This window comes from Bradyrhizobium sp. HKCCYLS3070 (genome assembly GCF_051167575.1).
Taxonomy (GTDB): Bacteria; Pseudomonadota; Alphaproteobacteria; order Rhizobiales; family Xanthobacteraceae; genus Bradyrhizobium.
The window spans coordinates 715,813-741,669 of record NZ_JBNPTI010000001.1 but is presented as its reverse complement, the minus strand read 5'-3'; the positions used below and the strand labels follow the sequence as shown (position 1 = coordinate 741,669).

Genomic DNA, 25,857 nt, shown 5'->3' with positions numbered 1-25,857 from the left:
GCCGTCATCGTCCGCGCAGGCGGAGCATGACAGCTGTCTTTTGGATGCCGCGTGCCTCTTGCCAAGTCCGTCCGCTAGGCGGCCGCCTGCGCGCGCGGCTGATAGATCGCCACGTGATGGCAATGCGCGAGTGGGCGGTCGCCATTGGCGACCACCAGCGCATCGATCTCGACGAAGCGGTGGCCCTTCTTCTCGTAGTTCGCGACCACCCGGCCACGCGCCGTGATCTCGTCGGCTTCTGCAATCGCCGACAGCAATTGCATTCGGCTGCCGACGTGAATCCAGGGGCCGAGGACGACATTGTCGACCAGCAGCCGGTTCATCACCCTCTGCAACATGCCCGGGTGACCAAGCCGCTCGTTTGCATAGATCGGATCGCGCTCACGAATCTCAGAGAGATAGGCGGTGGCCGCCTGCCCTGGCCACGCGCGTGGCGCCGTGCCGAGCCAGCTGCCGACAGCGAACGACTCCGCGCTGACGAGCGGCCGCACCGCCGCGGCTGGAACCTCTCGATATTCGGCCAGAGCGATGTCGGGCGCTGACGCGGGCAGCGACGCGGAACCGGTGGCGCAGATCTCACCTTTACTCGCGACCTCCAGGCTGAGCCCGTCGCCGACCTCCTCCGCCCTGACCTCGGCGATCTCGCCGTCATAGACCGGCTTGGTGAACCGCGCCTCGATCAGCCCGCGCTCCAGGAATGCCCGGCCCCAGCGCACAACCGGCTGATGCAGCATATAGGCCAGCACCTCGACGCCGGGCACGAGGCCGCCGGCGAAGCCGAACCGGCGCGCCACGCTGTCATCGTGCATCTTGTTCTCGGACTGCTTGGCCGTGTTGAACGCCTCGACCGCATAGGTCGCGATTCCGTCTGCCATCCTTGCCTCCCTTTGACCCTTTTCGGGCGATGGTAGCGGCCGGAAAGGTCCTGGCAAGGCCAGCGTTTGGCTCGCAATTTGGCTGGCGATGGGGTACCAACCGGCCACTCCCAGCAGAACGCCAGATGACGACCGAAACCGCCGAGCTCGCCCCTGTCACGATCTATGTCGACGCCGACGCCTGTCCGGTGAAGGACGAGATCTATCGCGTCGCGATCCGCCACGGCCTGCCAGTGATCGTGGTCGCGGGCGGCTTCATCCGCGTGCCCGAGGATCCCCTGATCACGCGCGTGGCGGCGGGCAGCGGCATGGATGCCGCGGACGACTGGATCGCAGAGCGCGCCGGCGCCGACGACGTCGTCATCACAGCGGACATTCCGCTGGCGAGCCGCTGCGTCAAGGCCGGCAGCGCGGTGATCGCGCCGAACGGCAAGGCGTTCACCGAGGAGTCGATCGGCATGACGCTCGCCGTGCGCAACCTCATGACCGATCTGCGCTCGTCCGGCGAGGTCACCGGCGGGCCGCGCTCGTTCACGCCGCGCGACCGCTCCACCTTCCTCTCCACCCTCGATCAGACCATCCGCCGCATGCAGCGCCAGCGCGCCGCGCGGATGCAGCAGCAAGGCTAGACCCATGGCGCCGCCTCTCATCCAACTCAAGGACATCCGCCTGACCTTCGGCGGCACCGCCCTGCTGCAGGGCGTCGAGCTGTCGGTCTCGCCGGGCGAACGCGTCTGCCTGATCGGCCGCAACGGCTCCGGCAAATCGACGCTGCTCAAGATCGCCGCCGGCCTCGTCGAGTGCGACAGCGGCACGCGCTTCGTGCAGCCGGGCGCCACCGTGCGCTACCTGCCGCAGGAGCCGGACTTCTCCGGCCATGCCACCACGCTGTCCTATGTCGAGGCCGGGCTCGGGCCCGGCGACGATCATTATCAGGCGCGCTATCTCGTCGAGCAGCTCGGCCTCACCGGCGAGGAAGATCCGGCGCATGTTTCCGGCGGCGAGGCGCGCCGCGCGGCGTTGGCGCGCGTGCTCGCGCCCAACCCCGACATCCTGCTCCTGGACGAGCCGACCAACCATCTCGACCTGACCACCATCGAATGGCTGGAGAACGAGCTCGACGGCCGAAGCTCGGCGCTGGTGCTGATCAGTCACGATCGCCGTTTCCTCACCAATCTGTCGCGCGCGACCGCCTGGCTCGACCGCGGCCAGATCAAGCAGATCGACCGCGGCTTTGCGGCGTTCGAGGCGTGGCGCGACGAGGTGCTGGCGGAAGAAGAGCGCGAGCAGCACAAGCTCGACCGCAAGATCGTCAACGAAGAGCACTGGCTGCGCTACGGCGTCTCCGGCCGCCGCAAGCGCAACGTCAAGCGGCTCGCCAACCTGCATGCGCTGCGCCAGCAGCGCCGCGACTATCGCGGCACGGCGGGCGCCGCCAACCTCGCCGCGGCCGAGGCCGACAAGTCCGGCAAGCTGGTGATCGAAGCGAAGGGCGCTTCGAAGAGCTTTGGTGATCGCAAGATCGTCGACAACTTCTCCATCCGCATCCAGCGCGGCGACCGCATCGGCATCGTCGGCCCGAACGGCGCCGGCAAGACCACGCTGGTCAACCTGCTCACCGGCGGCAGCGAGCCGGACAGCGGCAGCATCCGGCTCGGCGTCAATCTGGAGACGGCGACGCTCGACCAGCACCGCGAGAGCCTCGATCCCCGGACGACGCTCGCCGAAGCGCTGACCGGCGGCCGCGGCGATCACGTCATGGTGGCCGGCAAGCCGAAGCACGTCGTCGGCTACATGGAGGACTTCCTGTTCTCGCGCGAGCAGATGCGCACGCCGCTCGAAGTGCTCTCCGGCGGCGAGCGCGGCCGGCTGATGCTGGCGCGCGCGCTGGCCAAGCCATCGAACCTGCTGGTGCTGGACGAGCCGACCAACGATCTCGACCTGGAGACACTCGATGTGCTCGAGGACATGCTCGGCGACTACGAGGGCACGGTGATCCTGATCAGCCACGACCGCGACTTCCTCGATCGCGTGGTCACCTCGGTGATCGTCCCCGAGGGCAACGGCAAATGGCAGGAATACGCCGGCGGCTACAGCGACATGCTGGCGCAACGCGGCGCCGACCTAAAGCGCCAGCATGCCAAGGCGGCTGAGGAGAAGAAGGAAACCAAGCACGCGGCCACGGCGCCTGCGAGCGCGCCGAAGCGCAAGCTCTCCTTCAACGAGAAGCACGCGCTGGAGACCTTGCCGAAGACGATCGCCAAGCTGCAAGCCGAGATCGCCAAGCAGCAGGCCGTGCTCGCCGACCCCGCGCTGTATGCGAAAGACCGCAAGAAATTCGACGCCGCCTCCCTCGCGATCGCCACTGCGCAAGCCGAGCTCACCGCCGCCGAGGACCGCTGGCTCGAGCTCGAAGTGCTGCGCGAGGAGATCGAGGGCGCGTAACGTTCATCGAAATCACTTCGTCATTGCGAGCGACGTGAAACAATCCGGGGCTGCAGCCGGACTCTGGATTGCTTCGTCGCTTCGCTCCTCGCAATGACGGCAACATGGAGTAAATGACATGACCACCCCGCTCGCCGCCAGGATCGCCCGGGAGTACGGCACGCCCTGTGCCGTCATCGACATGGACAGGGTCGAGCGCAACATCGCGCGCATTCAGGCCCAGTGCGAGGCCGCGGGCGTCGCCAACCGGCCGCACATCAAGACGCACAAGAGCCCGGTGCTCGCGAAGCTGCAGATCGAGGCGGGCGCGCAAGGCATCACCTGCCAGAAGATCGGCGAGGCTGAGATCATGGCGGGTGCCGGCATCGACAATATCCTGATCAGCTACAACCTGATCGGCGAGGAGAAGATGGCACGCCTCGCCGCGCTGCAAGCCAAGGCCGACATGACGGTCGCCGCCGACAACGCGACCGTGATCGCCGGCCTGCCGCAGGCGGCAAAACAATCCGGCCGCACGCTCTCGGTCGTGGTCGAATGCGACACTGGGCGCAAGCGCGCCGGCGTCGAGACGCCGACGGAAGCGATCCAGCTCGCGCGCCAGATCGCAGCGTCAGACGGCCTGCGCTTCGCCGGCTTCATGCTGTATCCGACCGAGACCGGCTGGGACGAGGCGCAGCGGTTCTATGACGAGGCGCTGGCCGGCGTCCGCGCCGACGGGCTGGACGCGGCCATCGTCTCGACCGGCGGCTCGCCCAACCTGAAGAATCTCGGCAAGCTCAAGGGCGCCACCGAGCACCGGCCCGGCACCTACATCTACAACGACCGCATGCAGGTCGCCGCCGGTGTCGCGACCTGGGACGACTGCGCGCTGCACATCTACTCGACCGTCGTCAGCCGCGCCGCACCGGAGCGCGGCATCCTCGACGCCGGCTCTAAGACGCTGACGACGGATACCGGCGGCCTCGACGGCCACGGACTGATCCTGGAGCACCCGGAAGCGAAGATCGCGCGCTTCGCCGAGGAGCACGGCTTCCTCGATCTGTCGCGCAGCAATACCCGCCCCAATGTCGGCGACGTCGTGCGCATCATCCCCAACCACGTCTGCGTCGTCGTCAACATGATGGACGAGGTCGTCATGGTCCGCGGCGAGGAGATCCTGGGCACGCTGCCGGTCGCCGCCCGCGGCAAGCTGCGGTAGGGCGAAACTCTCTCGCAGCGTCATTCCGGGGCAGCCGCGCTAGCGGCTGAGCCCGGAATCCATACGCCCGATCGTGGTTATGGATTCCGGGCTCGCCCTCCGGGCGCCCCGGAATGACGACGGTGTGGCCGCCCGCTCGGCTATTCACTGCAACTGTTCCGCCAATCTTCCATGGAATCGTAGATGACGGCCTCGGGCCAGCGAGGATCAAGCTCGCGGCGCCGTGTCCACGTCAAATGGACTTGAGCCACGCAGCCTCCCCCGAGCGCTACAAGAACGTCGTCGCAGTCCTCGCGTCGGGCGGCGATCCTGAGGGACCGATTAGCCAGCGCATGATTGGGACCTACTTCGCGCGCAAGTTCTTCTTCGAACGCGGCGCGGAGCTGATCGTCCGTCATCCAAGACCAGGGCTCGGGAAGCTGGTCAGACATTGCCTGCCATTCCCCCCGCGCGCCACTTCAACACGCCCTTCCCCGCGGCGACCCCGGTCGCAAACGACGCCTGCAGCAGGTAGCCGCCCGTCGGGGCTTCCCAGTCGAGCATTTCGCCGGCGGCGAACACGCCGGGCAGGCGTTTGAGCATGAAGTCGGCGTCGAGTTCGTCACGCGCGATGCCGCCGGCGCTGGAGATCGCGCGCGCCAGTCCGGCGGTGCCCGTCAGCTTGATCGGCACGGCGTTGATCAGTGCAGCGAGACGGTCCGGCAACAGCGATGACAGCGACAGGCCTTGCGCTTTTGCCGCCTCCTGCAGCAGGCCGATCGCGACGGGGGACAGTTGCAGCGCCTTGCGCAGGACATTCGAGAACGACTGCTTGCCGCGGGGCGCTGACGGCCGCTTGACCAGATCGGCGGTCGCAAGATCGGGTCGCAGCGCGACGTCAAGAATGGCCGCGCCTTCCAGAGCGATTGCCTCGCGCAACTCGGCGGACAGCGCATAGACCGCGCCGCCTTCAATGCCGTCGCGCGTGACGATAGCCTCGCCGCGGACGCTGCGATCAGCAAACGACAGCGCGATGCCTTTGAGCGGCTGGCCTTCGAAGCGGCCGCGGAAGATGTCCGACCAGGCGACAGTGAAGCCGCAATTGGCCGGCCGCAGCGGCGCAATCGCGACACCCTTCGCGGCGAGAAGCGATGCCCAGCCCCCGTCGGAGCCGAGCCGCGGCCAGCTGGCGCCGCCGAGCGCGAGCATTGTCGCGTCAGCGGCGACGACGCGCGGTCCTGCCGGTGTCTCGAACGTCAGCTTCCCCTTGCCGTCCCAGCCGGTCCAGCGATGCCTCAGCTCGAAGCGCACGCCTTGCGTCACGAGCCGGCGCAGCCACGCCCGCAGCAGCGGCGACGCCTTCATCGCAGTCGGAAACACCCGGCCCGACGAGCCGACGAAGGTCGGCTCGCCCAGCGCCTCGCACCAGTCGCGTAGCCGCTGCGGCGGGAACGCGCGGATGGCCGGCTCAAGCCAGGCCGCCGCATCGCGATAGCGCGACAGGAAGGCAGGCAGCTCTTCGCTATGCGTGAGATTGAGGCCGCCGCGCCCTGCCATCAGAAACTTGCGCGCGACCGACGGCATCGCATCGTAGACGGTGACGGCGGCACCGCCCTCAGCCAACACCTCGGCCGCCATCAGCCCGGCCGGCCCGGCTCCGATGACGGCAACTTGCTTGGATAAGGTCATGACTGGAGTTTAGGGCCATGGCGTCACCACACAACAGGTCGTCATGCCCGGGCTTGACCCGGCCATGACGGCGGAGGGTGCGATGAGTATGGTGCCTTACAGCTTGATCCCCAGCCGCGCTGCGGCCTGACCGACGTATTTCTGGGTCTGCTCGAACGCACCCTGCAGCGCCCGCGCCTTCGACATGTCGCTGATCTCGGCAAAATGCGCGGCGATCGCGTCCGGCGTCCACTCCTCCGGCGGCAGGTTGATGCCCTCGCTCTCCAGGATCTTGATCACCGCGAAGGAGCCGGCGCCGGCGCCCATGATGGTGCGGGTCGGCGCGTCTTCACTCAGCAGATACTCCACCGCTGGCGTGATCGATTCCGGCTTCATCAGCTGCAGCGCCTGCGGCGGCAGCAGCTCCTCGGTCATGCGGGTCGCAGCCGTCGGCGAGATGATGTTGACGCGGATGTTGGTCTTGCGGCCCTCCTCCGCCAGTACGTTCATCAGGCCAACCATGCCGGTCTTGGCCGCGCCGTAGTTGGCCTGGCCGAAATTACCGAACAGGCCGGACGACGACGTCGTCAGCACGATGCGGCCGTAGTTGCGCTCGCGCATGCCGTTCCACACCGCCTTGCAGCAGTAGAAGCTGCCGACCAGATGCACGTCGAGCACCTTGGCGAAATCCGCCACCTCCATCTTGGCGAACGACTTGTCTCTGAGGATGCCGGCATTGGCGCACATGATGTCGACGCTGCCCCACTCCTTGGTGGCGCGCTCGACCATCGCGGTGACCTGCTCGAAATTCGAGACGTCGGCACCGTCGGCGATCGCGGTGCCGCCGGCTTTGCGGATCTCCTCGACCACCGTCTCCGCCGCGGTCATCGAGCCGCCGGTGCCGTCGCGCGCGCCGCCGAAATCATTGACCACGACCTTGGCGCCGCGGCTCGCCAGCCCCAGCGCATGCGCGCGCCCCAAACCATTGCCTGCGCCGGTGACGATGGCGACGCGTCCGTCGAATCTGATTGCCATGTGTCGTTCCTATTTGTCGCTCGTCATGCCCGGGCTCGACCCGGGCATCCATCCACTTCGAAAGACTCTCGGACTTGATGGATCGCCGGGTCAAGCCCGACGATGACGAAGGGTGGGTTGTGACGAGGTGAGTTAGCTCAGATAGATGAGTCCGATCCAGTCGGCGACCAGCGCGGGCTTGTCCTCGCCCTCGATCTCGACCGTGACGTTGGTGCGCGACTGCAGCTCCTTCGGCTTGCGCAGAGTGGCTTCGGCAAGGACGAAGCGGCCGCGCACGCGTTTTCCCGATCTCACCGGCGAGATGAAGCGCAGCTTGTCGAAGCCGTAGTTCACGCCCATCGCCGTACCCTCGATCGCCGGCATGACCTCATAGGACATGACCGACAGCAGCGACATGGTCAGGAAGCCGTGCGCGATCGTGGTGCCGAACGGCGTCGCCTTGGCCTGCTCGGGGTCGACGTGAATGAACTGATGATCCTCGATCACGTCGGCATAGGTGTCGATGCGCTTCTGATCGAGCACGTGCCATGACGACACGCCGATCTCCCGGCCGACCATGGCCTGATAGGCTGCAAGCGAAATCGGCGGCTTCTTCCAGATCTTGTTCATGCGTTCCTACACCTCGTGCCCGGATGGCCTCGTTTTCAACTCCGGGAAATCCTCTTCCTTGAATTCCGTGCCGCGCAGATGGTCCGTGCGGTTGTCCTCGTGCTCAAGCCGGCGCAGCTGCACCCTGCGGATTTTTCCGGAGATCGTCTTCGGCAGCTCGCTCACGAGCTCCAGCCGGCGGATGCGCTTGAATGGCGCCAGGCGCGCCTGCAAATGGGTGAAGATCGACAGCGCCGTGGCGCGCGAGCGCTCCGCGCCCGCCGTCAACAACACATAGGCTTTCGGTATCGCAAGACGGATGGGATCCGGAGACGGCACAACGGCAGCCTCGGCGACGGCCTCATGCTCCAGCAGCACGCTTTCCAGTTCGAACGGCGAGATGCGGTAGTCGGACGATTTGAATACGTCGTCGGAGCGGCCGACGAAGGTGAGATAGCCGTCATCGTCCTGGAACACGACGTCGCCGGTGCGGTAGCGCATGCCATCGGCGCCGGACAGCTTACCGTCGTCGCCCTGATAGCCCTGCATCAGACCGGCCGGACGCTCGCCGGTGAGCGCCAGCGTGATCTCGCCTTCGCCGGCGAGATTGCCGTCGATGTCGGCGACCTCGACGCGATAGCCTGGCAGCGGCCGCCCCATCGAGCCGATCTTCAGTTTCTGGCCCGGCGAGTTGCCAACGATCGCCGCGGTTTCGGTCTGGCCATAGCCGTCGCGAATCGTCAGCCCCCAGGCGGCCCGCACCTGATCGATCACCTCCGGATTGAGGGGCTCGCCGGCGCCGCAGGCCTCGCGCAGCGAGACCTGGAAGTCGGCGAGATGCTCCTGGATGAACAGCCGCCACACCGTGGGCGGCGCGCACAGCGTCGTGACGCCGCAGCGCTTGATGATCGCGAGCAGCCCCTTGGCGTCGAAGCGCGGCTGATTGACCACGAATACCGTGGCGCCGGCATTCCAGGGCGAGAAGAAGCAGCTCCAGGCATGCTTGGCCCAGCCCGGCGAGGAGATGTTGAGGTGCACGTCGCCCGGCTGCAGGCCGAGCCAGTACATGGTCGAGAGATGGCCGACCGGATAACTGCGATGGCTGTGCCGCACCAGCTTCGGCTTGGCCGTGGTGCCGGAGGTGAAATACAGCAGCATCGGATCATCCGGCTGCGTCGGCCCATCCGGCGTGAACGCCTCGGCCGCGTCGGCCGCCTGCTCGAACGGCAGCCAGCCGGCAGGTGCCGCCGGCGCGCCGACGACGATGCGGACGAGATCATCGACGCCCAGATCGGCGAACTTCGCAACCTGATCCTGCGCCGCGACCACGGCCTTTGCGCGGCCGCGCTCCAGACGATCGCGCAACTCGTCGGTGGTCAGCAGCGTCGTCGCGGGGATCACGACGACGCCGAGCTTCATCGCCGCCAACATCGTCTCCCACAGCGGCACGACGTTGCCGAGCAGCAGCAGCAGATGGTCGCCGCGCTTCAAGCCCTGCGCGCGCAGGAAATTCGCGACCTGGTTGGAGCGGCGCGACAACGCCGCAAACGACAGCTTGGTCTGGCGGTCCTGCGCGGCGTCGAAGATCCAAAGCGCGGTGCGGTCGCGGCTCTCCGGATCGGACGCGAGTTCGGCATCGAACCAGTCGAGCGCCCAGTTGAACGGGACGGCATCGGGCCAGCGGAAACCCTTCACGGCCGCATCGTAGTCGGTACGATGCGCCAGCAGAAACGCGCGTGCGTCCTTGAATGTCGTCATCAGGTGGTCCCGGCGAGCTTGCGAACGTGCTGAATGATCCCGGAAAAATCGACGCCGCCATGGCCGCCGGCCTCGAACGCCTTGTAGATCTCCTGCGCGTGCTGGCCAAGCGGGGTCGCCGCGCCGGCGGCCTTGGCGGCGTCCTGCGACAGCGTGAGGTCCTTCAGCATCAGCGCGGTCGCAAAGCCGGGCTTGTAGTCGTTGTTGGCCGGCGAGGCCGGCACCGGGCCTGGCACCGGGCAATAGGATGTCAGTGACCAGCACTGCCCCGACGAGGTCGAGGCGACGTCGAACAGCGCCTGATGCGACAGGCCGAGCTTTTCACCCAGCGCAAACGCCTCGCTGACCGCGATCATCGAAATGCCGAGGATCATGTTGTTGCAGATCTTGGCCGCCTGCCCCGCGCCGGCGCCGCCGCAATGGACGATCTTCTTGCCCATCTTCTCAAGGATCGGCTTGGCCGCAGCGAACGCGCTCTCCTCGCCGCCGCACATGAAGGTGAGCGTTGCGGCCTTGGCGCCGCCGGTGCCACCGGACACCGGCGCGTCCACGGCGGCGATGCCGTGCTTCGCGGCCAGCGCATGCGCGGCGCGCGCGCTCTCGACGTCGATGGTCGAGGAATCGATGATCAGCGCGCCCTTCAACATCGCCGGCACGACCTCGTTCCAGACTGCCTGCACATGCCTGCCGGCCGGCAGCATGGTGACGACGGCATCGGCGCTTTTGGCCGCGGCGATGGCGCTGTCGGCGATTTCGGCGCCATCGGCCTTGGCCTGGGCGCGCGAGGCCTCGACCAGATCGAACGCGACCACCTTGTGGCCGGCCTTGACCAGGTTGGCGGCCATTGGTCCACCCATGTTGCCGAGGCCGATGAATGCGATCGTTGCCATGGTTCGTTCTCTCCCCTCGACCTGATTGTTATCTGCTCTGCGGAAAGGTCAGCTCGTCGGCGCCAATCTCGGCAAGATATGGCGCCAGCATGTCCGGTGTCACCTGATCGACATCAGGCGGCGTCCATCTGGGATTGCGGTCCTTGTCGATGATCGCCGCACGCACGCCCTCGCGGAAATCATCGCTGCGGAACACTTCGAGCGCCGCACGATACTCGCGCACCAGGCATTCCTCCAGGGACGCCGCACCGCGTGCCAGTCGCAGCAGCTCGAGCGTCACGACCATGCCGCGCGGCGACTTCTCCTGCAGCGTCTTCAGCGTCGCCAACGCGAGCTCCGAGCCGTCCGCTTTCAGCGCGGCAAAGATGTCGTGCATGCTGTCATGGGCAAACCAGGCGTCGATCTTGGCCTGCTGCGCCGCCACCGGGCCGGACGTCTCCGACGTCGCGAAGCCTGCGATCAGCCGGTCGATCTCGATCGACAGCGTCCCCGGCCTGACTTTGGTCAGGACATCGCGCAGCGCCGGCCATTTCTCGGTCGGCACCACAGCATCGGCAAAGCGCGCATGGATCGCGTCGGGCCCGTTCATGGTCTGCCCGGTCAGGCCGAAATAAGCGCCGAGTTCGCCGGGCGCGCGCGACAAGAGCCAGGTGCCGCCGACGTCGGGAAAGAAGCCGAGACCGACTTCGGGCATTGCGAGCTTGGTCTTCTCGGTCACGATGCGGTGGCGGCCATGCGCCGACAGCCCGACGCCGCCGCCCATCACCAGCCCGTCCATGTAGGCGACATAGGGTTTTGGAAACGCCGCGATGCGCGCGTTCATGATGTATTCCTGGCGCCAGAACACCTTGCCGAGATCGCCATTCGTCTTCGAGCTCTCATAGAGCCCGCGGATGTCGCCACCCGCGCAAAGTCCACGCTCGCCCGCGCCTTCGAGCACGACAATTGCGACGGCCGGATCGCCCTCGAACCGATCCAGCGCGGCGTCGATGCCCATCGACATCTCCAGCGTCATCGCGTTGATCGCCTTCGGCCGGTTCAGCCGGATGATGCCGGCCGAGCCTTCGCGGCGGACGATCAGGTCGCCCTCGATAGCCTCGCTCATCGCGCCGCCTCGATCAGCTTGCGCGACACGATGAGGCGCATGATCTCGTTGGTGCCTTCGAGGATCTGGTGCACGCGCAGGTCACGCACGATCTTCTCGATGCCGTATTCGCTCAAATAGCCGTAGCCGCCATGCAGCTGCAGCGCCTGATTGGCGACCTCGAAGCCGACATCGGTCCCGAAGCGCTTGGCCATAGCGCACAACATGGTCGCGTCAGCATCCTTGCGGTCGAGCGCAGCCGCCGCGCGCCAGACGAAGGTGCGCGCCGCCTCCAGCTCGATCGCCATGTCGGCGATGCGAAACTGCAGCGCCTGGAATTCGTCGAGCCGCTTGCCGAACGCCTTGCGCTCTTTCGTATAGGCCAGCGTCTTGTCGAGCGCCGCCTGCGCGCCGCCGAGCGAGCACGCGGCAATGTTGAGGCGGCCGCCGTCGAGCCCGGCCATGGCGATCTTGAAGCCGATGCCCTCCTCGCCGAGCCGGTTGGCCACCGGCACGCGCGCATTCTCGAAGATCACGGCCCGGGTCGGCTGCGCGTTCCAGCCCATCTTGCGCTCATTGGCGCCGAACGACACGCCGGGGGTATTGGCATCGATCACCAGGGTCGAGATGCCGCCGGGACCGTCGGCTCCCGTGCGCACCATCGCAACGAGGATATCCGTGGCGCCCGCGCCGGAGATGAACTGCTTCTGGCCGTTGAGCACGTAGTCGTCACCGTCGCGCACCGCGCGCGTGCGCAGCGCCGCCGCATCGGAGCCCGCGCCCGGCTCGGTGAGGCAATAGCTCGCGATCAGGTCCATGGCGCAGAGCTTCGGCAGGTAAGCCTGGCGCTGGGCCTCGGTACCGAAGGTGTCGATCATCCACGAGGCCATGTTGTGGATCGAGATGAAGGCCGACACCGTGGGGCAGCCCGTCGCCAGCGCCTCGAAGATCAGCGCCGCATCGAGCCGGCTGAGACCCGAGCCGCCGACATCGTCGCGGATGTAGATGCCGCCCATGCCGAGGCTTGCGGCCTCTCGCATCACATCGACGGGAAAATGCTTCTCCTCGTCCCAGCGCAGCGCATGCGGCGCGATCTTCTCCGCCGCGAAGGCGCGCGCCATGTCGCGCACCGCGATCTGATCCTCGTCGAGAGCGAACTGCATCCGTTCTCCGCGTTTCCTGGTCTTGTTTGTTGGCCGTGGCGCCTCTTCACACTCCGTCATTGCGAGCGAAGTGAAGCAATCCAGAGTCCTTCCGCGGAGGCAGCCTGGGTTGCTTCGCCGCTTCGCTCCTCGCGATGACGGAGTGGGAGCCCTAGCGGGCTCCCACTGTTGTCAGTTCATCTCATCACTTCATCAGCGGGATCGAGAATTCCGCGCCTTCCTTGACGCCGGACGGCCAGCGCGAGGTAACCGTCTTGGTCTTGGTGTAGAAGCGGATCGAATCCGGGCCGTGCTGGTTGAGATCGCCGAAGCCGGACTTCTTCCAGCCGCCGAAGGTGTAGTAGGCGATCGGCACCGGGATCGGCACGTTGATGCCGACCATGCCGACATTGACCTTGGCCGCGAAGTCGCGCGCGGCGTCGCCGTCGCGGGTGAAGATCGCGACACCGTTGCCGTAATCATGCTCCGACGGCAGCGCCAGCGCCTCAGCATAGTCCTTGGCACGAACGACCGACAGCACCGGCCCGAAGATCTCCTCCTTGTAGATCCGCATGTCCTTGGTGACGTTGTCGAACAGACAGCCTCCCATGTAGAAGCCGTTCTCGTAGCCCTGCATCTTGAAGCCGCGGCCGTCGACGGCGAGCGTCGCCCCCTCCTTGATGCCGATGTCGACGTAGTTCTTCACGCGCTCGACCGCCTCGCGGGTGACCAGCGGGCCGAAATCGGCCGATGGGTCGACTGACGTGCCGATCTTGAGGCTTTCCACGCGCGGGATCAGCTTCTCCATCAGCCGGTCGGCCGTGGTCTTGCCGACGGGCACCGCAACCGACACCGCCATGCAGCGCTCGCCGGCCGAGCCGTAGCCGGCGCCGATCAGCGCATCGACGGCCTGGTCGAGATCGGCGTCGGGCATCACGATGGCGTGGTTCTTGGCGCCGCCGAAACACTGGCAGCGCTTGCCGTGGGCGGCGGCGCGCTCATAAATGTACTGCGCGATCGGCGACGAGCCGACGAAGCCGATCGCCATGATGTCCGGATCCTCGAGGATGGCGTCGACCGCCTCCTTGTCGCCGTTGACGACGTTGAGGATGCCCGGCGGCAGACCGGCCTCGATCATCAGCTCGGCGAGCTTCATCGGCACGCCCGGATCGCGCTCCGACGGCTTCAGGATGAAGGCATTGCCGCAGGCGATGGCGGGAGCGAACTTCCACATCGGAATCATCGCCGGGAAATTGAACGGCGTGATGCCGGCAACGACACCGAGCGGCTGGCGCATCGAATAGATGTCGATGCCCGGACCGGCACCTTCGGTGTACTCGCCCTTCATCAAATGCGGAATGCCGCAGGCGAACTCAACCACCTCGAGGCCGCGCTGGATGTCGCCCCTGGCATCTGGAACGGTCTTGCCGTGCTCGCGGGCCAGCAGCTCGGCGAGCTGGTCGTAATCGCGCTGCGCGAGCTCCAGAAACTTCATCATGACGCGCGCGCGGCGCTGCGGATTGGTGGCGGCCCAGGCCGGCTGCGCCGCCTTGGCGTTCTCGACCGCGGCCCGGAGCTCGGCGCGGGACGCCAGCGCGACCTTGGCCTGAACGTCGCCGGTCATGGGCTCGAAGACATCGGCCGTCCGTCCAGACGTGCCCTTGACCTCTTTGCCGCCAATAAAATGACCGATCGAACGCATGGGGTATCCTCCGCAGGGGTAAGCAGTGCCGAATTGGCCGGCATCTTGCAGTCTTTGCGACGTTTGGGAAGGGTCTAAGCGCTGATCGGCGCTGCGAAAATGCCGCCCCTTCGCTCGGTCGGCACGATCACTGCAGACCCCGCGGCGTGCAGCGTGCCGCGTCCCGCATCCGAGCCGCGCGACGGATTAGCGCTTCGCGGCTACCGCCTTCTTCACGGGCCTTTTTGCGGGTGCCCGCACAGGTGCCCTGCCCGCCGGCCCACCTCCGCTGGCGACGGCCAGCGCCACCTCGCGCCCGGAGTTCAGGATATCGTCTGACAATTCGCCGCTGCCCATGAGTCGCGCCATCACGAGCGTCCCCGCCAGCGTCGCGAGCATCGCCGAAGCCCGCTTTCGCGCAGTCTTGGCCGGTACGTCGACGATGTACTCGGCGAACAGGTCGATCAACTCTTCCAGCTTCGCAGCAAAGGCCTTGCGGGTCTTGGCGCTCTCGCGGGCGATTTCCGCTCCGAGCGCAGGAACCGCGCAGCCGTGACCGACATCGTCGCGATGGCCGGCGGACAGATAGCCGTCGACGATGGCCGAGAGCCGCTTCTGCGGCGGCAACTGGTCCAGCAGCTTGCGCCAATGCTCCATCGAACGATCGATCGCATAACCGAACGCCTCCACGACCAACGCCTCGCGCGAATCGAAATGCGCGTAGAAGCCGCCGTGAGTCAGTCCGGCCTCCTTCATCAGGTCTGCAACCCCGACACCATGAGCGCCACGCTCGCGCAGCCGCACCGATGCCTTGCGCACGATCCGCGCGTGGGTTTCCGCCTTGTGTTCCGGAGAGTAACGCATTGCCGTCCCATTGAATGTCTGCGGTCATACTATAACAGCTCTGCGTCCTGCTCGCTGCAGCTATTTGATGAATTCGAGTTGATCTAAATCAACTTCGCTGGCCTGATTTATTCCCGGCACACCCCTGTTGCCCAGGAACCCGACGAGGACGACCATGGACATGCTCAATTCCCACTGCGGCGTGAGTCGTGACGGCCAAGGCGTCGTCCGGCTGACGATCTGCAATGCAGGCGCGCTCAACATTCTCGGTTCGGCGGCGATTCTCGACGTGGAAGCCGGGCTGCGATCGCTCGCCTCCGACGCCGCCATTCGCGTTCTCGTTTTGGCCGGCGAAAGCGGGAAGAGCATGATCGGCGGCGCCGACATCAAGGAGATGGCAACGCTGGACCAGGCTTCAGCGGAAACCTTCATCTCGCGACTTGCCGGGCTCTGCGAAGCGGTGCGACATTTTCCTGCCCCCGTGATTGCGCGGATGCCGGGGTGGTGTCTGGGTGGCGGATTGGAGGTCGCAGCGGCCTGCGATATCCGTGTCGCGGGACACGACGCCAAGTTCGGCATGCCCGAGGTGCGTGTCGGCATTCCCTCGGTCATTCATGCCGCGCTGCTGCCACGTCTCATCGGCTGGGGCCGCACGCGCTGGCTGCTGATGACCGCCGAGACGATCGACGCGCCGACCGCTCTCGCCTGGGGCCTCGTCGATGCCGTCGCCGCCGAGGGAGAACTCGACATCGCGGTCGAGAAGGCCGTGGCATCCCTGCTCGCCTGCGGTCCCGAAGCGCTGCGGACGCAGAAGGCTCTGCTGCGGCAATGGGAGGAGCTGCCGCTGAAGGAGTCCATCGAGATATCGATCGGCGCCTTCGGACGGTCGTTCCTCACCGACGAGCCGAAACGGCTGATGCAACATTTCATCGACCGCAAGCGATAGCAAGTTTCTCCAAGTCTCGCCTCGCAGATCCCGGCAGCCTCGCGCCAGCTTCACGACGGTTCAGCAGGGACCGTCGGGGTTTCCTCTTGCGAGAGATTATTATATGATGATTATCATATTTCATCAGAAAGCCTTGTCATGGCCTCGTCCGATTCCGTCGTGATCCTGTCCGCCGCCCGCACGCCGTTGGGCCGTTTCATGGGCGAATTGTCGCCGCTGAGTGCGAACAAGCTCGGCGCGCACGTGATCGGATCCGCGCTCGAACGCGCCACCGTTTCGCCCGATGCGGTCCAGGGGGTGTTCATGGGCAACGTGCTGTCGGCCGGCCAGGGCCAGGCTCCGGCACGGCAGGCCGCGCGCGGTTCCGGCCTGCCGGACGCCACCGGCGCCACCACCATCAACAAGGTCTGCGGCTCCGGAATGAAGGCCACGATGCTGGCGCACGACATCATTCGGGCGGGCTCCGCCGAGATCGTCGTGTCGGGCGGCATGGAGAGCATGAGCAATGCGCCATATCTGCTGACCAAGGCGCGCGGCGGCTATCGTGCTGGCCACGATCGGATCCTCGATCACATGATGCTGGATGGCCTGGAGGACGCTTATGAGACCGGACGCTCGATGGGCGATTTCGGCGAGGCCACGGCCGAGGCCTATCAGTTCACCCGCGCCGACCAGGATGCCTACGCCATCGAGACGCTGACGCGTGCGCGCAAGGCGGTCGAAGGCGGGGCGTTCAAGGCCGAGATCGCCCCGATCACGATCGTCGAGAAATCCGGCCCGCGCCTGGTCGCCAACGACGAGCATCCGCTCAAGGTCGATCCGGTGAAGATCCCGGCGCTGAAGCCGGCGTTCCGCAAGGACGGCACGATCACGCCCGCAGCGTCCTCCGCGAACGCGGATGGTGCCGCGGCGCTCGTGCTCGCCGCGCGGTCGCGTGCCGATTGCGACGGGCTGCCTGTCATCGCGGAGATCAAGGGCCACGCCACCCACAGCCAGGAGCCGCAATGGTTCACGACGGCGCCGATTCCGGCGATCAGGAAACTGCTCGACAAGGTCGGCTGGCGCGTCGAGGATGTCGACCTGTTCGAGATCAACGAGGCCTTCGCCGTCGTTGCCATGGCCGCGCAGCGCGACCTTGGCATCCCGCGTGACCGGCTGAACGTCAACGGCGGCGCCTGTGCGCTCGGCCACCCGATCGGCGCCACCGGCGCGCGGCTGATCGTGACGCTGCTGCATGCGATGGACGCGCGCGGGCTGAAGCGCGGCGTGGCCGCACTGTGCATCGGCGGCGGCGAGGCGACTGCGATCGCCGTGGAGCGACCCTGATGTCCTGAAACGAGGGAACTTAGCCATTTATGTCATTTGGGCGCCCTGGCAGAATGGGCGCGCAACCCCATTGTACTGAGAGCCTCATGATCTCGAACCAACTTGCAGCGATCCTTGGACGGCGCAACATCCATTACGGCTGGGTGATGGTCGCCGTGACGTTCTTCACGGCCCTGGTGTCCGCCGGCACGGTGGGCGCACCCGGCGTGTTCATCGTGCCACTCCAGCAGGAATTCGGCTGGAGCACCGCGGAGATCTCCTCGGCGCTCTCCATCCGCTTCGTGCTGTTCGGGCTGATGGCGCCGTTCGCCGCCGCCCTGCTCAACCGCTACGGCCTGCGCAACATCACGCTGCTGGCCCAGTTGATCGTGGTGTCGGCGCTGCTGGCGTCGCTCGCGATGACACAGGTGTGGCACCTCGTGCTGCTGTGGGGCGTCGTGATCGGCATCGGCACCGGCATGACCGCCTTGGTGCTGGGCGCGACCATCGCCACGCGCTGGTTCGTCGCGCGGCGCGGCCTCGTCGTCGGCATTCTCACGGCCAGCGTCGCCACCGGACAGCTGGTGTTCCTGCCGCTGCTCGCCAGCCTCACCGAGCGGCTCGGCTGGCGCGTCGCGCTCGGGCTGATCTGCATCATGCTCGGCGTTTCCGCCACCGCCGTGCTGCTGCTGATGCGCGATCGCCCGAGTGATCTCGGCCTCCGACCCTATGGCGACAACGACACCGACCCGATCGCCGCCCCCTCGCCCGTCACCACGCCGATCCTCGCCGCCGCCCTCGGCACCCTCCGCGACGCCTCGCGGGCGCCGGTGTTCTGGATGCTGTTTGCGACGTTCTTCATTTGCGGCGCCTCGACCAACGGCCTTGTCCAGGTGCATCTCATCCCGATGTGCCTCGACTTCGGAATTCCTCAGGTGGAGGCGGCGAGCCTGCTCGCCGCGATGGGCATGTTCGATTTCGTCGGCACGATCGTCTCGGGCTGGCTGTCGGACCGGTACGACAATCGCTGGCTGTTGTTCTGGTACTACGGCCTGCGTGGTCTCTCGCTGCTGTTCCTTCCGTTCACCGACTTCTCGTTCTATGGCCTGTCGCTGTTCGCGATGTTCTATGGCCTCGACTGGATCGCCACCGTGCCGCCGACGGTGCGGCTGACGGCGCAGCGGTTTGGGCCCGAGCGGGCCAACCTGGTGTTTGGCTGGGTGTTCGCCGGACATCAGCTCGGCGCCGGCACCGCCGCGTTCGGCGCCGGCCTGTCGCGCACGCTGCTCCAGAGCTACCTGCCGGCGTTCTTCACCGCCGGCGCGCTCTGCATCGTCGCGGCGCTTCTGGCGCTGGCGATCGCGCGGCAGGCGAAGCCCGCCGCGGCGTAAGCTCACGGCCGCGTCGTCATCGCCGTGGGCGGCCCGGGCGTGCGCAGCGGCTCGGCGAGGCGGGCGAACTCGCACAGCAGCGCGCGCGTCTTGCGGGGATCGATAATCTCCTCGACCCAGAACTTCTCGGCCGAGCGGAACGGCGAGCGCAGCTTGGTCAGCCGCTCCTCGATCTCCTTGAGCTTGGCCTTCGGATCCGGCGCGGCGTCGATCTCGGCGCGATACGCCGCCTCGATGCCGCCCTCGAGCGGCAGCGAGCCCCAATGGGCCGACGGCCAGGCATAGCGGATGGAGAATCGATCGGCCGGCTGATGAACGACGCCAGCGACGCCGAAATTATTGCGCACGATCACCGTGCACCACGGCACCGTCGACTGGTTGACGGCGGCCATCGCGCGCACGCCGTGGCGGATGGTCGCGGCCTTCTCCGCCTCGAGGCCGACCATGAAGCCGGGGCAATCCATCAGGTAGACGATCGGCAGATGGAAGGTCTCGGCGAAGTCGACCCAGCGGATCACCTTCTGGCAGGCGTCCGCCGTCCATGAGCCTCCGAAGTGATAGGGATCGCTCGCCAGAACCATCACCGCGCGGCCCTCGAGCCGCGCGAGGCCGATGATGATCGGACGGCCATAGTTCTGCGCCACCTCGAAGAACGAGCCGTTGTCGACGACGGACTCGATGATCGGCCGCATCTTGTAGACGCGCCGGCGATCCCGCGGCACCGCGCTGATGAGCTGCTCGTCGACGCGCTGCGGATCGTCGGTGCAAGGCAAGGTCGGCGGCAGCTCGTAGACCGACGACGGCAGATAGGACAGGAAGCGCCGCGCGCAGGCGAACGCCTCCGCCTCGGTGTCCACAGCATGATCGACGCCGCCGGCCTTGGTCTGGATGTCGGCGCCACCGAGCTCCATCTTGCCGAGGTCCTGGCCCAGGCGCTTCACGACCGGCGGCCCGGCGACGAACATCGCCGACTGCTTGGTCATCACCGAGTAGTGGCTCGCCGCGAGCCGCGCTGCGCCAAGCCCCGCGACCGAGCCGAGGCCGAGCGCGACCACCGGGACCAGCGACATGTTCTCGGTCGTGTAGCGGTACCAGCGATTGCCGCCGATGCCGCCGGGCAGATTGGCCGCGCCTTTGGTCTCGATCGTCTTGACCGAACCGCCGCCGCCGGAGCCCTCGATGATACGGATGATGGGCAGACGGAAGTCGTGCGCCATCTCCTCCGCCATCAACGGCTTGGCGGCGATTGAGGCATCGGCCGAGCCGCCACGCACGGTGAAATCGTCGCCGACCACGACCACGGTGCGGCCGTCGACGCGGGCGCGCCCGAACACGCAATTGGCGGGCGTGACGTGCTTGAGCTCGCCCTGCTCGTCATACTCGCCGAGGCCGGCGACCGCGCCGATCTCGTGAAAGCTGCCGGGATCGACGACGCCGTCGATGCGCTCGCGAACGGTGAGACGGCCCTGGTCGTGCTGACGCTTGACCTTGTCAGGCCCGCCCATCTCCCGCGCGAAGGCCTCGCGCCGGGCCAGTTCCTCGAGCTCCGGCTGCCAACTCATTCGTTCCCCCTGCCCCGGTGATGGTCTTGTTCTTGTGGTTAGTCTTCGCGTTCACCTGGAGCGGTTTTCTGTCCATCCGGTTGTTGAAGACGTCGGCTTCCGCGCCCTGCAGCAGCGCGGCGATGCTGCGGCCGAGCTCGCGCATCGGCTGGGCGACCTCGTCATGCAGCCGCTGCTCGTCGTACATCGCCGACAACAGCCCGATCGTGAGCACGACATAGGTCTGGTATTGCGGCGACCACAGCGGCAGCGCGACGCCATTGATGTGCGGACTCCACAGGCCGCAGGCCACGACGTAGCCATGCTCCTTGAGAAACTGTCTGTTGTGCTCGAGGCGTGGCCGCAGCAGCTTGGCCGCGTCAGGCATCTCGCGCTCCATCTCGGCCAGCAAGGCGTCGCCGACCTCCGGCTCGAGCGCGGCGACATAGGCATGACCGGCCGCGGTCGAGGCCATCGAGATGCGGCTGCCGGTGGTCTCATGCAGTCCGAGCGCATTCGCGGCGCGGCCGAACTCCAGATAGACGAGGTGGAAGCGATCGGGAATCACGAAGCCGACGGTGCCGGGCAACTGCTCCGCGACGTCCTGCAGCCGCTGCCGGATCAGATTGCGCAGCTGCAAGCCTCTGGTCATCGACGTGCTCATCGCCACGGCACTCGGGCCGATGCGGTATTTCTGATCGCGCGGCAGGTAGACCAGCTGGCCCATGCGCGTCAGCGTGTGCGTCAGCCGCGACACCGTCGACCGCGGCAGGCCGCAGCGGTTGGAGATTTCGAGATTGCCGAGCCGCGCCTCGTGCCCCTCGAAACAGCGAAGCACGTCGAACGCCCGCGACACCACCTGAATGACCTCGCCCTCGCCGGCGAGATCTCCGGGCAGCATGCTGCCCCTGCTCAATCGCTCAGACCGTCGTCCCATGCGTTTCCCACCAATTCCGTCATGCGGAATGATATTCCGCTTGTTGAACAAGCTAGCCCAGCCGTTTTGCCGTCACAACAGCAGACCGTCTCCAAAACCCGCCATTCTTCAGCGTGTTGGCACAAGACTCGGCATCCTCAGGCAATCGGCTGCAGGATGCGGGAGGGACGATCGTCGCCGGTTCCAACGCGCGGTACCGCAGCGGCGGCTTTCGATGGGCATCGCCTCTCGCGCATGGCAACACGGGACGGTCATCGCGCCCGCAAACCCGCTCAATCGGTGAGCAGCGGCAACATTTGACCAGCGTTGCGACAAGTGTGGGCTGGCTGCGCCGTCGCGGCTGCGACATAACCGGCGCGAGACCTTGTTCCCGCCGAGCTTGCCATGACCACCCACCCGAGGCCGATCCGACATCCGCAGCATTGGGCGACGGCCGCGATGCCGCCGCTGCAGCGCTTCCTGTCGGCCTGCCATGCCGACTTCTGGCCCGATCATGACGGCACCGTTGCGAACTACATCCCCGAGCTCGGCAAGGCCGACCCGGCGCATTTCGGCATCGGCCTCGCCACATTGGACGGCCACGTCTACGAGGTCGGCGACAGCCGCGTGCCGTTCACGATCCAATCGATGTCGAAGCCGTTCGTGTTCGCGCTCGCGCTCGATACGCTCGGCTCCGACGAGGTCGAGCGCGTGATCGGCGTCGAGCCGTCCGGCGATCCCTTCAATTCCATCCGGCTCAATGCGGAGAACCACCCGTTCAATCCGATGGTCAATGCCGGCGCGATCGCGTGCAGCGGTCTGATCCGCAAGGCACGTCAGAATGACGCCTTCGAGACCATCCGCGACGCGCTCGGCCGCTTCGCCGGCCGCAAGCTCGATGTCGACGACGCGGTGTTCGCGTCGGAAGCCGCCACCGGCGATCGCAACCGCGCGATCGCCTATCTGCTGCGGACGTCGGAGGTCATCAGGGAGCCTGTCGATGACGTGCTCGCGGTCTACTTCCGGCAATGCGCCGTGCTCGTCACCGCGCGCGACTGCGCGATCATGGCGGCCACGCTCGCCAATCGCGGCATCAATCCCGTCACCGGCGAGCAGGTGGTGACGCCCTATGCGGTGTCGCGCACGCTGTCGGTGATGACCTCGTCGGGCATGTATGACTTCGCCGGCGAGTGGATCTACCGTGTCGGCATTCCTGCCAAGAGCGGCGTCGGCGGCGGCATCCTGGCGAGCCTGCCCGCGCGGCTCGGGCTCGGCAGCTATTCGCCCAGGCTCGACGGTCACGGCAACAGCGTGCGCGGCATCAAGGTCTGCGAGGCGCTGTCGGCGCATTACGGCCTGCACATGCTCAACCGTTCCGACGATGCGCGCACCACGATCATCGCCGACTACGACATCGGCGCCAGCCCGTCGCGGCGCAGCCGCCGCGCGCAGGAGCGCAACATCCTCGCCGCACATCCGGACGCGGTGCGCGTGCTCGAGCTGGTCGGTACGCTGTCGCTCTCCAACGTCGACTACGTCTCGCGCCAGCTTGCGGCGAGCACGCGACCGCAATTCGTCATCGTCGACCTCCATCGCGTCACCGCGATGACACAAGCAGGCGTGCGCCTGCTTTCCGAGCTGTTTCACGAGCTCGCCGACTTCGACGTGACCGTCGTGCTGTCGGGCATCCGCCGCAGCTCGCCGGAATGGCAGGAAATCGCGGCCCGCACCGGCGACATCAGGAACGTCCGCGACTTCTACCTGCTCGACGCCGCGATCGAATGGGCCGAGGACCAGATCGTCTATCGCTATGGCGGCGCCATCGATTTCCTCGAAACCACCGAGCTCGCCGAGCAGCCGCTGCTCGCGGGGCTCTCCGCGGACGAGCGCCATGAGCTCGCGGCACTGGCGATCATCCGGCACTATCGGCAGGGCGAACGCATCCTTGCGGCCGGCGATGCTGCGGCCTCGCTGTTCTTCCTGCGCTCCGGCGTCGTCCACGTCACCCTGCCCGACGGCATCCGGCTCGCGACGCTGACGGCAGGGCAATGCTTCGGCGAGATGGCACTGCTGGAGCCCGTGCGCTCCGCCGACGTCGTCGCGGATTTCTCCGCCACCGCTTTCGAGATCTCGCTGGTGGATTTCGAGCGTTTCCGCGTGCGCCATCCGAAAGCCGGCGAGCGCATCATGCGCAATCTGGCGCAACTGTTGGCGGAGCGCCTGACGGTCGCCAATGCGCGGCTCAACCTGCTCGCGGCAGACTGATTTCAGTGCGTCGAAGTCCGTCATCGACGTGTCGCACGCGGTCGAAGCAAACAAATACTCAAGGTTGCAATTCACAGTAACTAACAGCTTCCGGTCGATAATTCGCATCACTCGTATTTGTACGGGCTCGCCTAAACGTTACCGGGACTCGGTCGCAGGACAACCATAAGCGAGCCCAATTCACGCCGCATTACCCGACGATGTTCTGAACCGTCGATGAACGCCGAGTGGGGACTCGCGAAGCGAACGTCGAAGTGGGGTGTTCCGAGTAAAATTCCAGCCGACGTAGCGTGTGTATTTGCGCCACGGAGAGTCGTGTCCAGTGTCCAGGGAGGAAACGGCATGAAGGAAGCCACTAAGAGGGCAACGTCGGAGGCACTCGCGCATATGCTGGCGGTGACATCCATGATCGTCATCGCCAGCGTCCTGTTCTACGGGCGATGAAGGGCTGTCTGGAGGTTCTGCGTCGCAGTTTCTTCATCGCCCGTAGGTAGGAATGTGAGCTTGATTGCTCACGCGAACGACCGAGTTGAGTTGCGTTTGAGTTAGTAGGCGTAGCGTAACAGTATTGTGTCAATCGCGCGGCGATCCGGGTCGGGACGAATTTTTCATGCGTATCGTCCCGCCTCGGCCGCCCGCGGTCGACCTTTTCAGACGTCGTTCTGTTCCCCATCTTCATTTGACTTTCCCGAAGTACGGCACGATGCCGCCTGCGAAGGTGACGAAGCAGGCCATGACGAGATCGCCGATCGCAAGTTCGTGGTCGCCATGGGCCATGATGCGAAAGCCCTCACGCATATCCACCAGCACGATGTTGTAGGGCACATGCGCGCGCGTCTCCGGCGTCGCGGCACGACAGACCAATGATGCCGCATAGATGGTACCTTCGCCCGTCGCCGCGTGATCGGTGAGCGCAAGCGAGCCGCAGGCCGCGCAGAAGCCGCGGCGGAAATACTGCAGGTGGGCACAGCACGCACAGCGCTGAAAGCGAATCGCTGCACCCCCCCTGGTCCAGTCGGACGATTCGCTCATCGCACACGCTCCCAGAACATGCTGACATGCGACGACAGCACGCCGCCATCGCCGTGCAGCAGCGCCAGCGCTGCTTCGCGGACTTGGCGAGGTCCGGCGCGCCCCGTCATCTGCAGATGCGCTTCGCTCAGATGCGCCATGGCGCCGCCGACGCCGCAATGACCGTAGCTGAGCAGCCCGCCATGGGTGTTGAGCGGCACGGCGCCGTCGCGGCTGAAATGACCGGCCCTGACCCGCGCCGCCGCCTCGCCGCGGCCGGCGAGGCCGAGATCCTCGAGCAGCATGCAGAGCGTGATGGTGAAACTGTCATAGACGGCGGCGTAGTCGACGTCTTTGATGTCTACACCCGCTGCTGCCTTCGCCTTCGCGATCGCGATTTCGGCACCAAGCTCGCTCAAGGCCGGCGCCGCCGTGACGTGCTGATGCGTATGCGCCTGGGCACAGCCGCGCACGTGCACCGCAATCGCTCCGGTCGGCTCGCGGCTGACGACGATGGCGGCGCCGCCGTCGGACACCGGACAGCAGTCGAGCAGCTTGAGCGGCCGCGCCACCGGCTTCGATGCCATGACGTCCGCGATGGTGATCGGCTCATGGAATTGCGCGCCGGGATGATCGAGCGCATGCGCCCGCATCAGCACGGCGAACTCGGCGAGGTCATGCTCGGTGACGCCGTATTCGTGCATGTAGCGCGAGGCGACGAGGCCGTAATAGGCAGGGATGGTCGGCCCGAGCGGCAGCTCATAATCGGGATGGCCGACCTGGGCCAGCGCCTGGATCGACGCATCGCGGCTCTGCCCGGTCAGCCGGTTCTCTCCGGCGACCACGAGCATGTGCCTGACGACGCCGGCTTCGACCAGGTGATGCGCGAGCATCACCATCGCGAGCCCGGTGGCGCCGCCGACCTGCACCGCATGGGCGTAAGAGGGTGTGATGCCGAAGTGCTCGGCGAACACGGTTGCGAGCATGATGTGCGGCGACACCGTGGAATAGCCGCACAGGATGCCGTCGATGTCGCGCCGCGTCAGCCCGGCATCATCCAGCGCAAGCTGCGCCGCCATGCTCATCAGGTCGAGCGACGAGCGGCCGTCATGCCTGCCGAACGAGGTAAGCCCGGTGCCGGTGATGTAGGTCATGGTCCCCACCACGAGCGCCGCTGCGCCCCCCTCCCCCTTGTGGGGCGGGGTCGGGGGTGGGGATGGCCGCACGACGAGCCTTCGTGGGGTACCCCCCTCCCTGCCCCTCCCCCACAAGGGGGGCGGGAATGCAGGCATTGTG

The 25,857-nt window shown here is 66.5% G+C and carries 20 protein-coding genes and 1 pseudogene; 7 read left to right on the top strand and 14 right to left on the bottom strand.

The features are described from left to right. Positions 1 to 74 precede the first annotated feature (74 nt). On the bottom strand, positions 75 to 875 hold the full coding sequence (locus ACQR03_RS03340; RefSeq protein WP_316225327.1) for a hypothetical protein: 801 nt from the start codon (positions 873 to 875) through the stop codon (positions 75 to 77). Positions 876 to 1,000: 125 nt separating this feature from the next. On the opposite strand from ACQR03_RS03340, the gene ACQR03_RS03335 reads away from it, so the two are divergent. The 3 genes from ACQR03_RS03335 (at position 1,001) to ACQR03_RS03325 (ending at position 4,518) form a co-directional block, all read left to right on the top strand. Continuing rightward, entirely contained in the window at positions 1,001 to 1,504 is a 504-nt protein-coding gene (locus ACQR03_RS03335) for a YaiI/YqxD family protein (RefSeq protein ID WP_315714429.1), read from the top strand. 4 nt (positions 1,505 to 1,508) lie between these two features. Further along, positions 1,509 to 3,320: an ABC-F family ATP-binding cassette domain-containing protein gene (locus ACQR03_RS03330; RefSeq protein ID WP_315714430.1), complete on the top strand. Its 1,812-nt coding sequence runs from the start codon at positions 1,509 to 1,511 to the stop codon at positions 3,318 to 3,320. Between the two features lie 118 nt (positions 3,321 to 3,438). Continuing rightward, positions 3,439 to 4,518: a D-TA family PLP-dependent enzyme gene (locus tag ACQR03_RS03325; protein WP_316164617.1), complete on the top strand. Its 1,080-nt coding sequence runs from the start codon at positions 3,439 to 3,441 to the stop codon at positions 4,516 to 4,518. 423 nt (positions 4,519 to 4,941) lie between these two features. Here ACQR03_RS03325 and ACQR03_RS03320 read toward each other — a convergent pair whose 3' ends face one another. The 9 genes and pseudogenes from ACQR03_RS03320 to ACQR03_RS03280 form a co-directional block, all read right to left on the bottom strand. After that, positions 4,942 to 6,186 (bottom strand): NAD(P)/FAD-dependent oxidoreductase, encoded by a 1,245-nt coding sequence (locus ACQR03_RS03320; RefSeq protein WP_434840945.1) that lies wholly within the window; start codon positions 6,184 to 6,186, stop codon positions 4,942 to 4,944. 96 nt (positions 6,187 to 6,282) lie between these two features. After that, positions 6,283 to 7,200 (bottom strand): SDR family NAD(P)-dependent oxidoreductase, encoded by a 918-nt coding sequence (locus tag ACQR03_RS03315; protein WP_316192698.1) that lies wholly within the window; start codon positions 7,198 to 7,200, stop codon positions 6,283 to 6,285. Between the two features lie 132 nt (positions 7,201 to 7,332). Continuing rightward, on the bottom strand, positions 7,333 to 7,809 hold the full coding sequence (locus ACQR03_RS03310) for a MaoC family dehydratase (RefSeq protein ID WP_434840944.1): 477 nt from the start codon (positions 7,807 to 7,809) through the stop codon (positions 7,333 to 7,335). A gap of 6 nt (positions 7,810 to 7,815) precedes the next feature. Continuing rightward, positions 7,816 to 9,546, bottom strand: coding sequence for an AMP-binding protein (locus ACQR03_RS03305; RefSeq protein ID WP_316192700.1), 1,731 nt, complete (start codon positions 9,544 to 9,546; stop codon positions 7,816 to 7,818). After that, positions 9,546 to 10,454 (bottom strand): annotated as a pseudogene (mmsB, locus tag ACQR03_RS03300) (3-hydroxyisobutyrate dehydrogenase); the annotation flags it as partial. The gene ACQR03_RS03305 and the pseudogene mmsB, both read right to left, overlap by 1 nt. 10 nt (positions 10,455 to 10,464) lie before the next feature. Next, positions 10,465 to 11,541: an enoyl-CoA hydratase/isomerase family protein gene (locus ACQR03_RS03295; RefSeq protein ID WP_434840943.1), complete on the bottom strand. Its 1,077-nt coding sequence runs from the start codon at positions 11,539 to 11,541 to the stop codon at positions 10,465 to 10,467. After that, the gene (locus tag ACQR03_RS03290) at positions 11,538 to 12,683 is read right to left on the bottom strand and encodes an isobutyryl-CoA dehydrogenase (RefSeq protein ID WP_316192702.1); all 1,146 of its coding nucleotides are present in this window, start codon (positions 12,681 to 12,683) and stop codon (positions 11,538 to 11,540) included. Before ACQR03_RS03290 ends, ACQR03_RS03295 begins: the two co-directional genes overlap by 4 nt. Before the next feature lie 184 nt (positions 12,684 to 12,867). After that, positions 12,868 to 14,364 carry a CoA-acylating methylmalonate-semialdehyde dehydrogenase gene (locus ACQR03_RS03285; RefSeq protein ID WP_316192703.1) on the bottom strand — a complete coding sequence of 499 codons (1,497 nt, stop codon included), beginning with the start codon at positions 14,362 to 14,364 and terminating at the stop codon, positions 12,868 to 12,870. Between the two features lie 186 nt (positions 14,365 to 14,550). Further along, entirely contained in the window at positions 14,551 to 15,207 is a 657-nt protein-coding gene (locus ACQR03_RS03280) for a TetR/AcrR family transcriptional regulator (protein ID WP_316192704.1), read from the bottom strand. Positions 15,208 to 15,361: 154 nt separating this feature from the next. On the opposite strand from ACQR03_RS03280, the gene ACQR03_RS03275 reads away from it, so the two are divergent. The 3 genes from ACQR03_RS03275 (at position 15,362) to ACQR03_RS03265 (ending at position 18,828) form a co-directional block, all read left to right on the top strand. Continuing rightward, the gene (locus ACQR03_RS03275) at positions 15,362 to 16,132 is read left to right on the top strand and encodes an enoyl-CoA hydratase (protein ID WP_315714441.1); all 771 of its coding nucleotides are present in this window, start codon (positions 15,362 to 15,364) and stop codon (positions 16,130 to 16,132) included. Positions 16,133 to 16,270: 138 nt separating this feature from the next. Continuing rightward, positions 16,271 to 17,458, top strand: coding sequence for a thiolase family protein (locus tag ACQR03_RS03270; protein ID WP_316192705.1), 1,188 nt, complete (start codon positions 16,271 to 16,273; stop codon positions 17,456 to 17,458). An 86-nt stretch (positions 17,459 to 17,544) separates the two neighbouring features. After that, complete coding sequence (locus ACQR03_RS03265; RefSeq protein WP_316192706.1) at positions 17,545 to 18,828, top strand: MFS transporter; 1,284 nt, start codon at positions 17,545 to 17,547, stop codon at positions 18,826 to 18,828. Between the two features lie 2 nt (positions 18,829 to 18,830). Here the strand turns inward: ACQR03_RS03265 and ACQR03_RS03260 are convergent, their stop codons facing one another. Beyond that, positions 18,831 to 20,390: an acyl-CoA carboxylase subunit beta gene (locus ACQR03_RS03260; protein WP_315749753.1), complete on the bottom strand. Its 1,560-nt coding sequence runs from the start codon at positions 20,388 to 20,390 to the stop codon at positions 18,831 to 18,833. Next, complete coding sequence (locus ACQR03_RS03255) at positions 20,320 to 21,306, bottom strand: IclR family transcriptional regulator (protein WP_316164610.1); 987 nt, start codon at positions 21,304 to 21,306, stop codon at positions 20,320 to 20,322. Before ACQR03_RS03255 ends, ACQR03_RS03260 begins: the two co-directional genes overlap by 71 nt. A gap of 384 nt (positions 21,307 to 21,690) precedes the next feature. Here ACQR03_RS03255 and glsA point away from each other — a divergent pair, with 384 nt between their 5' ends. After that, positions 21,691 to 23,550, top strand: a complete 1,860-nt coding sequence (gene glsA / locus ACQR03_RS03250) for a glutaminase A (RefSeq protein ID WP_316185944.1) — start codon at positions 21,691 to 21,693, stop codon at positions 23,548 to 23,550. Positions 23,551 to 24,225: 675 nt separating this feature from the next. On the opposite strand, the gene ACQR03_RS03245 is transcribed toward glsA, so the two are convergent. Continuing rightward, complete coding sequence (locus ACQR03_RS03245) at positions 24,226 to 24,582, bottom strand: Zn-ribbon domain-containing OB-fold protein (RefSeq protein ID WP_316172012.1); 357 nt, start codon at positions 24,580 to 24,582, stop codon at positions 24,226 to 24,228. Then, the gene (locus ACQR03_RS03240; RefSeq protein ID WP_315749747.1) at positions 24,579 to 25,715 is read right to left on the bottom strand and encodes a thiolase family protein; all 1,137 of its coding nucleotides are present in this window, start codon (positions 25,713 to 25,715) and stop codon (positions 24,579 to 24,581) included. Before ACQR03_RS03240 ends, ACQR03_RS03245 begins: the two co-directional genes overlap by 4 nt. Between the last annotated feature and the right edge of the window lie 142 nt (positions 25,716 to 25,857).

Coding starts and splice junctions, on each gene's coding strand:
- ACQR03_RS03340 (WP_316225327.1), bottom strand. CDS start 875: ATGGCAGACGGAATCGCGACCTATGCGGTCGAGGCGTTCAACACGGCC.
- ACQR03_RS03335 (WP_315714429.1), top strand. CDS start 1,001: ATGACGACCGAAACCGCCGAGCTCGCCCCTGTCACGATCTATGTCGAC.
- ACQR03_RS03330 (WP_315714430.1), top strand. CDS start 1,509: ATGGCGCCGCCTCTCATCCAACTCAAGGACATCCGCCTGACCTTCGGC.
- ACQR03_RS03325 (WP_316164617.1), top strand. CDS start 3,439: ATGACCACCCCGCTCGCCGCCAGGATCGCCCGGGAGTACGGCACGCCC.
- ACQR03_RS03320 (WP_434840945.1), bottom strand. CDS start 6,186: ATGACCTTATCCAAGCAAGTTGCCGTCATCGGAGCCGGGCCGGCCGGG.
- ACQR03_RS03315 (WP_316192698.1), bottom strand. CDS start 7,200: ATGGCAATCAGATTCGACGGACGCGTCGCCATCGTCACCGGCGCAGGC.
- ACQR03_RS03310 (WP_434840944.1), bottom strand. CDS start 7,809: ATGAACAAGATCTGGAAGAAGCCGCCGATTTCGCTTGCAGCCTATCAG.
- ACQR03_RS03305 (WP_316192700.1), bottom strand. CDS start 9,546: ATGACGACATTCAAGGACGCACGCGCGTTTCTGCTGGCGCATCGTACC.
- ACQR03_RS03295 (WP_434840943.1), bottom strand. CDS start 11,541: ATGAGCGAGGCTATCGAGGGCGACCTGATCGTCCGCCGCGAAGGCTCG.
- ACQR03_RS03290 (WP_316192702.1), bottom strand. CDS start 12,683: ATGCAGTTCGCTCTCGACGAGGATCAGATCGCGGTGCGCGACATGGCG.
- ACQR03_RS03285 (WP_316192703.1), bottom strand. CDS start 14,364: ATGCGTTCGATCGGTCATTTTATTGGCGGCAAAGAGGTCAAGGGCACG.
- ACQR03_RS03280 (WP_316192704.1), bottom strand. CDS start 15,207: ATGCGTTACTCTCCGGAACACAAGGCGGAAACCCACGCGCGGATCGTG.
- ACQR03_RS03275 (WP_315714441.1), top strand. CDS start 15,362: ATGGACATGCTCAATTCCCACTGCGGCGTGAGTCGTGACGGCCAAGGC.
- ACQR03_RS03270 (WP_316192705.1), top strand. CDS start 16,271: ATGGCCTCGTCCGATTCCGTCGTGATCCTGTCCGCCGCCCGCACGCCG.
- ACQR03_RS03265 (WP_316192706.1), top strand. CDS start 17,545: ATGATCTCGAACCAACTTGCAGCGATCCTTGGACGGCGCAACATCCAT.
- ACQR03_RS03260 (WP_315749753.1), bottom strand. CDS start 20,390: ATGAGTTGGCAGCCGGAGCTCGAGGAACTGGCCCGGCGCGAGGCCTTC.
- ACQR03_RS03255 (WP_316164610.1), bottom strand. CDS start 21,306: ATGGGACGACGGTCTGAGCGATTGAGCAGGGGCAGCATGCTGCCCGGA.
- glsA (WP_316185944.1), top strand. CDS start 21,691: ATGACCACCCACCCGAGGCCGATCCGACATCCGCAGCATTGGGCGACG.
- ACQR03_RS03245 (WP_316172012.1), bottom strand. CDS start 24,582: ATGAGCGAATCGTCCGACTGGACCAGGGGGGGTGCAGCGATTCGCTTT.
- ACQR03_RS03240 (WP_315749747.1), bottom strand. CDS start 25,715: ATGACCTACATCACCGGCACCGGGCTTACCTCGTTCGGCAGGCATGAC.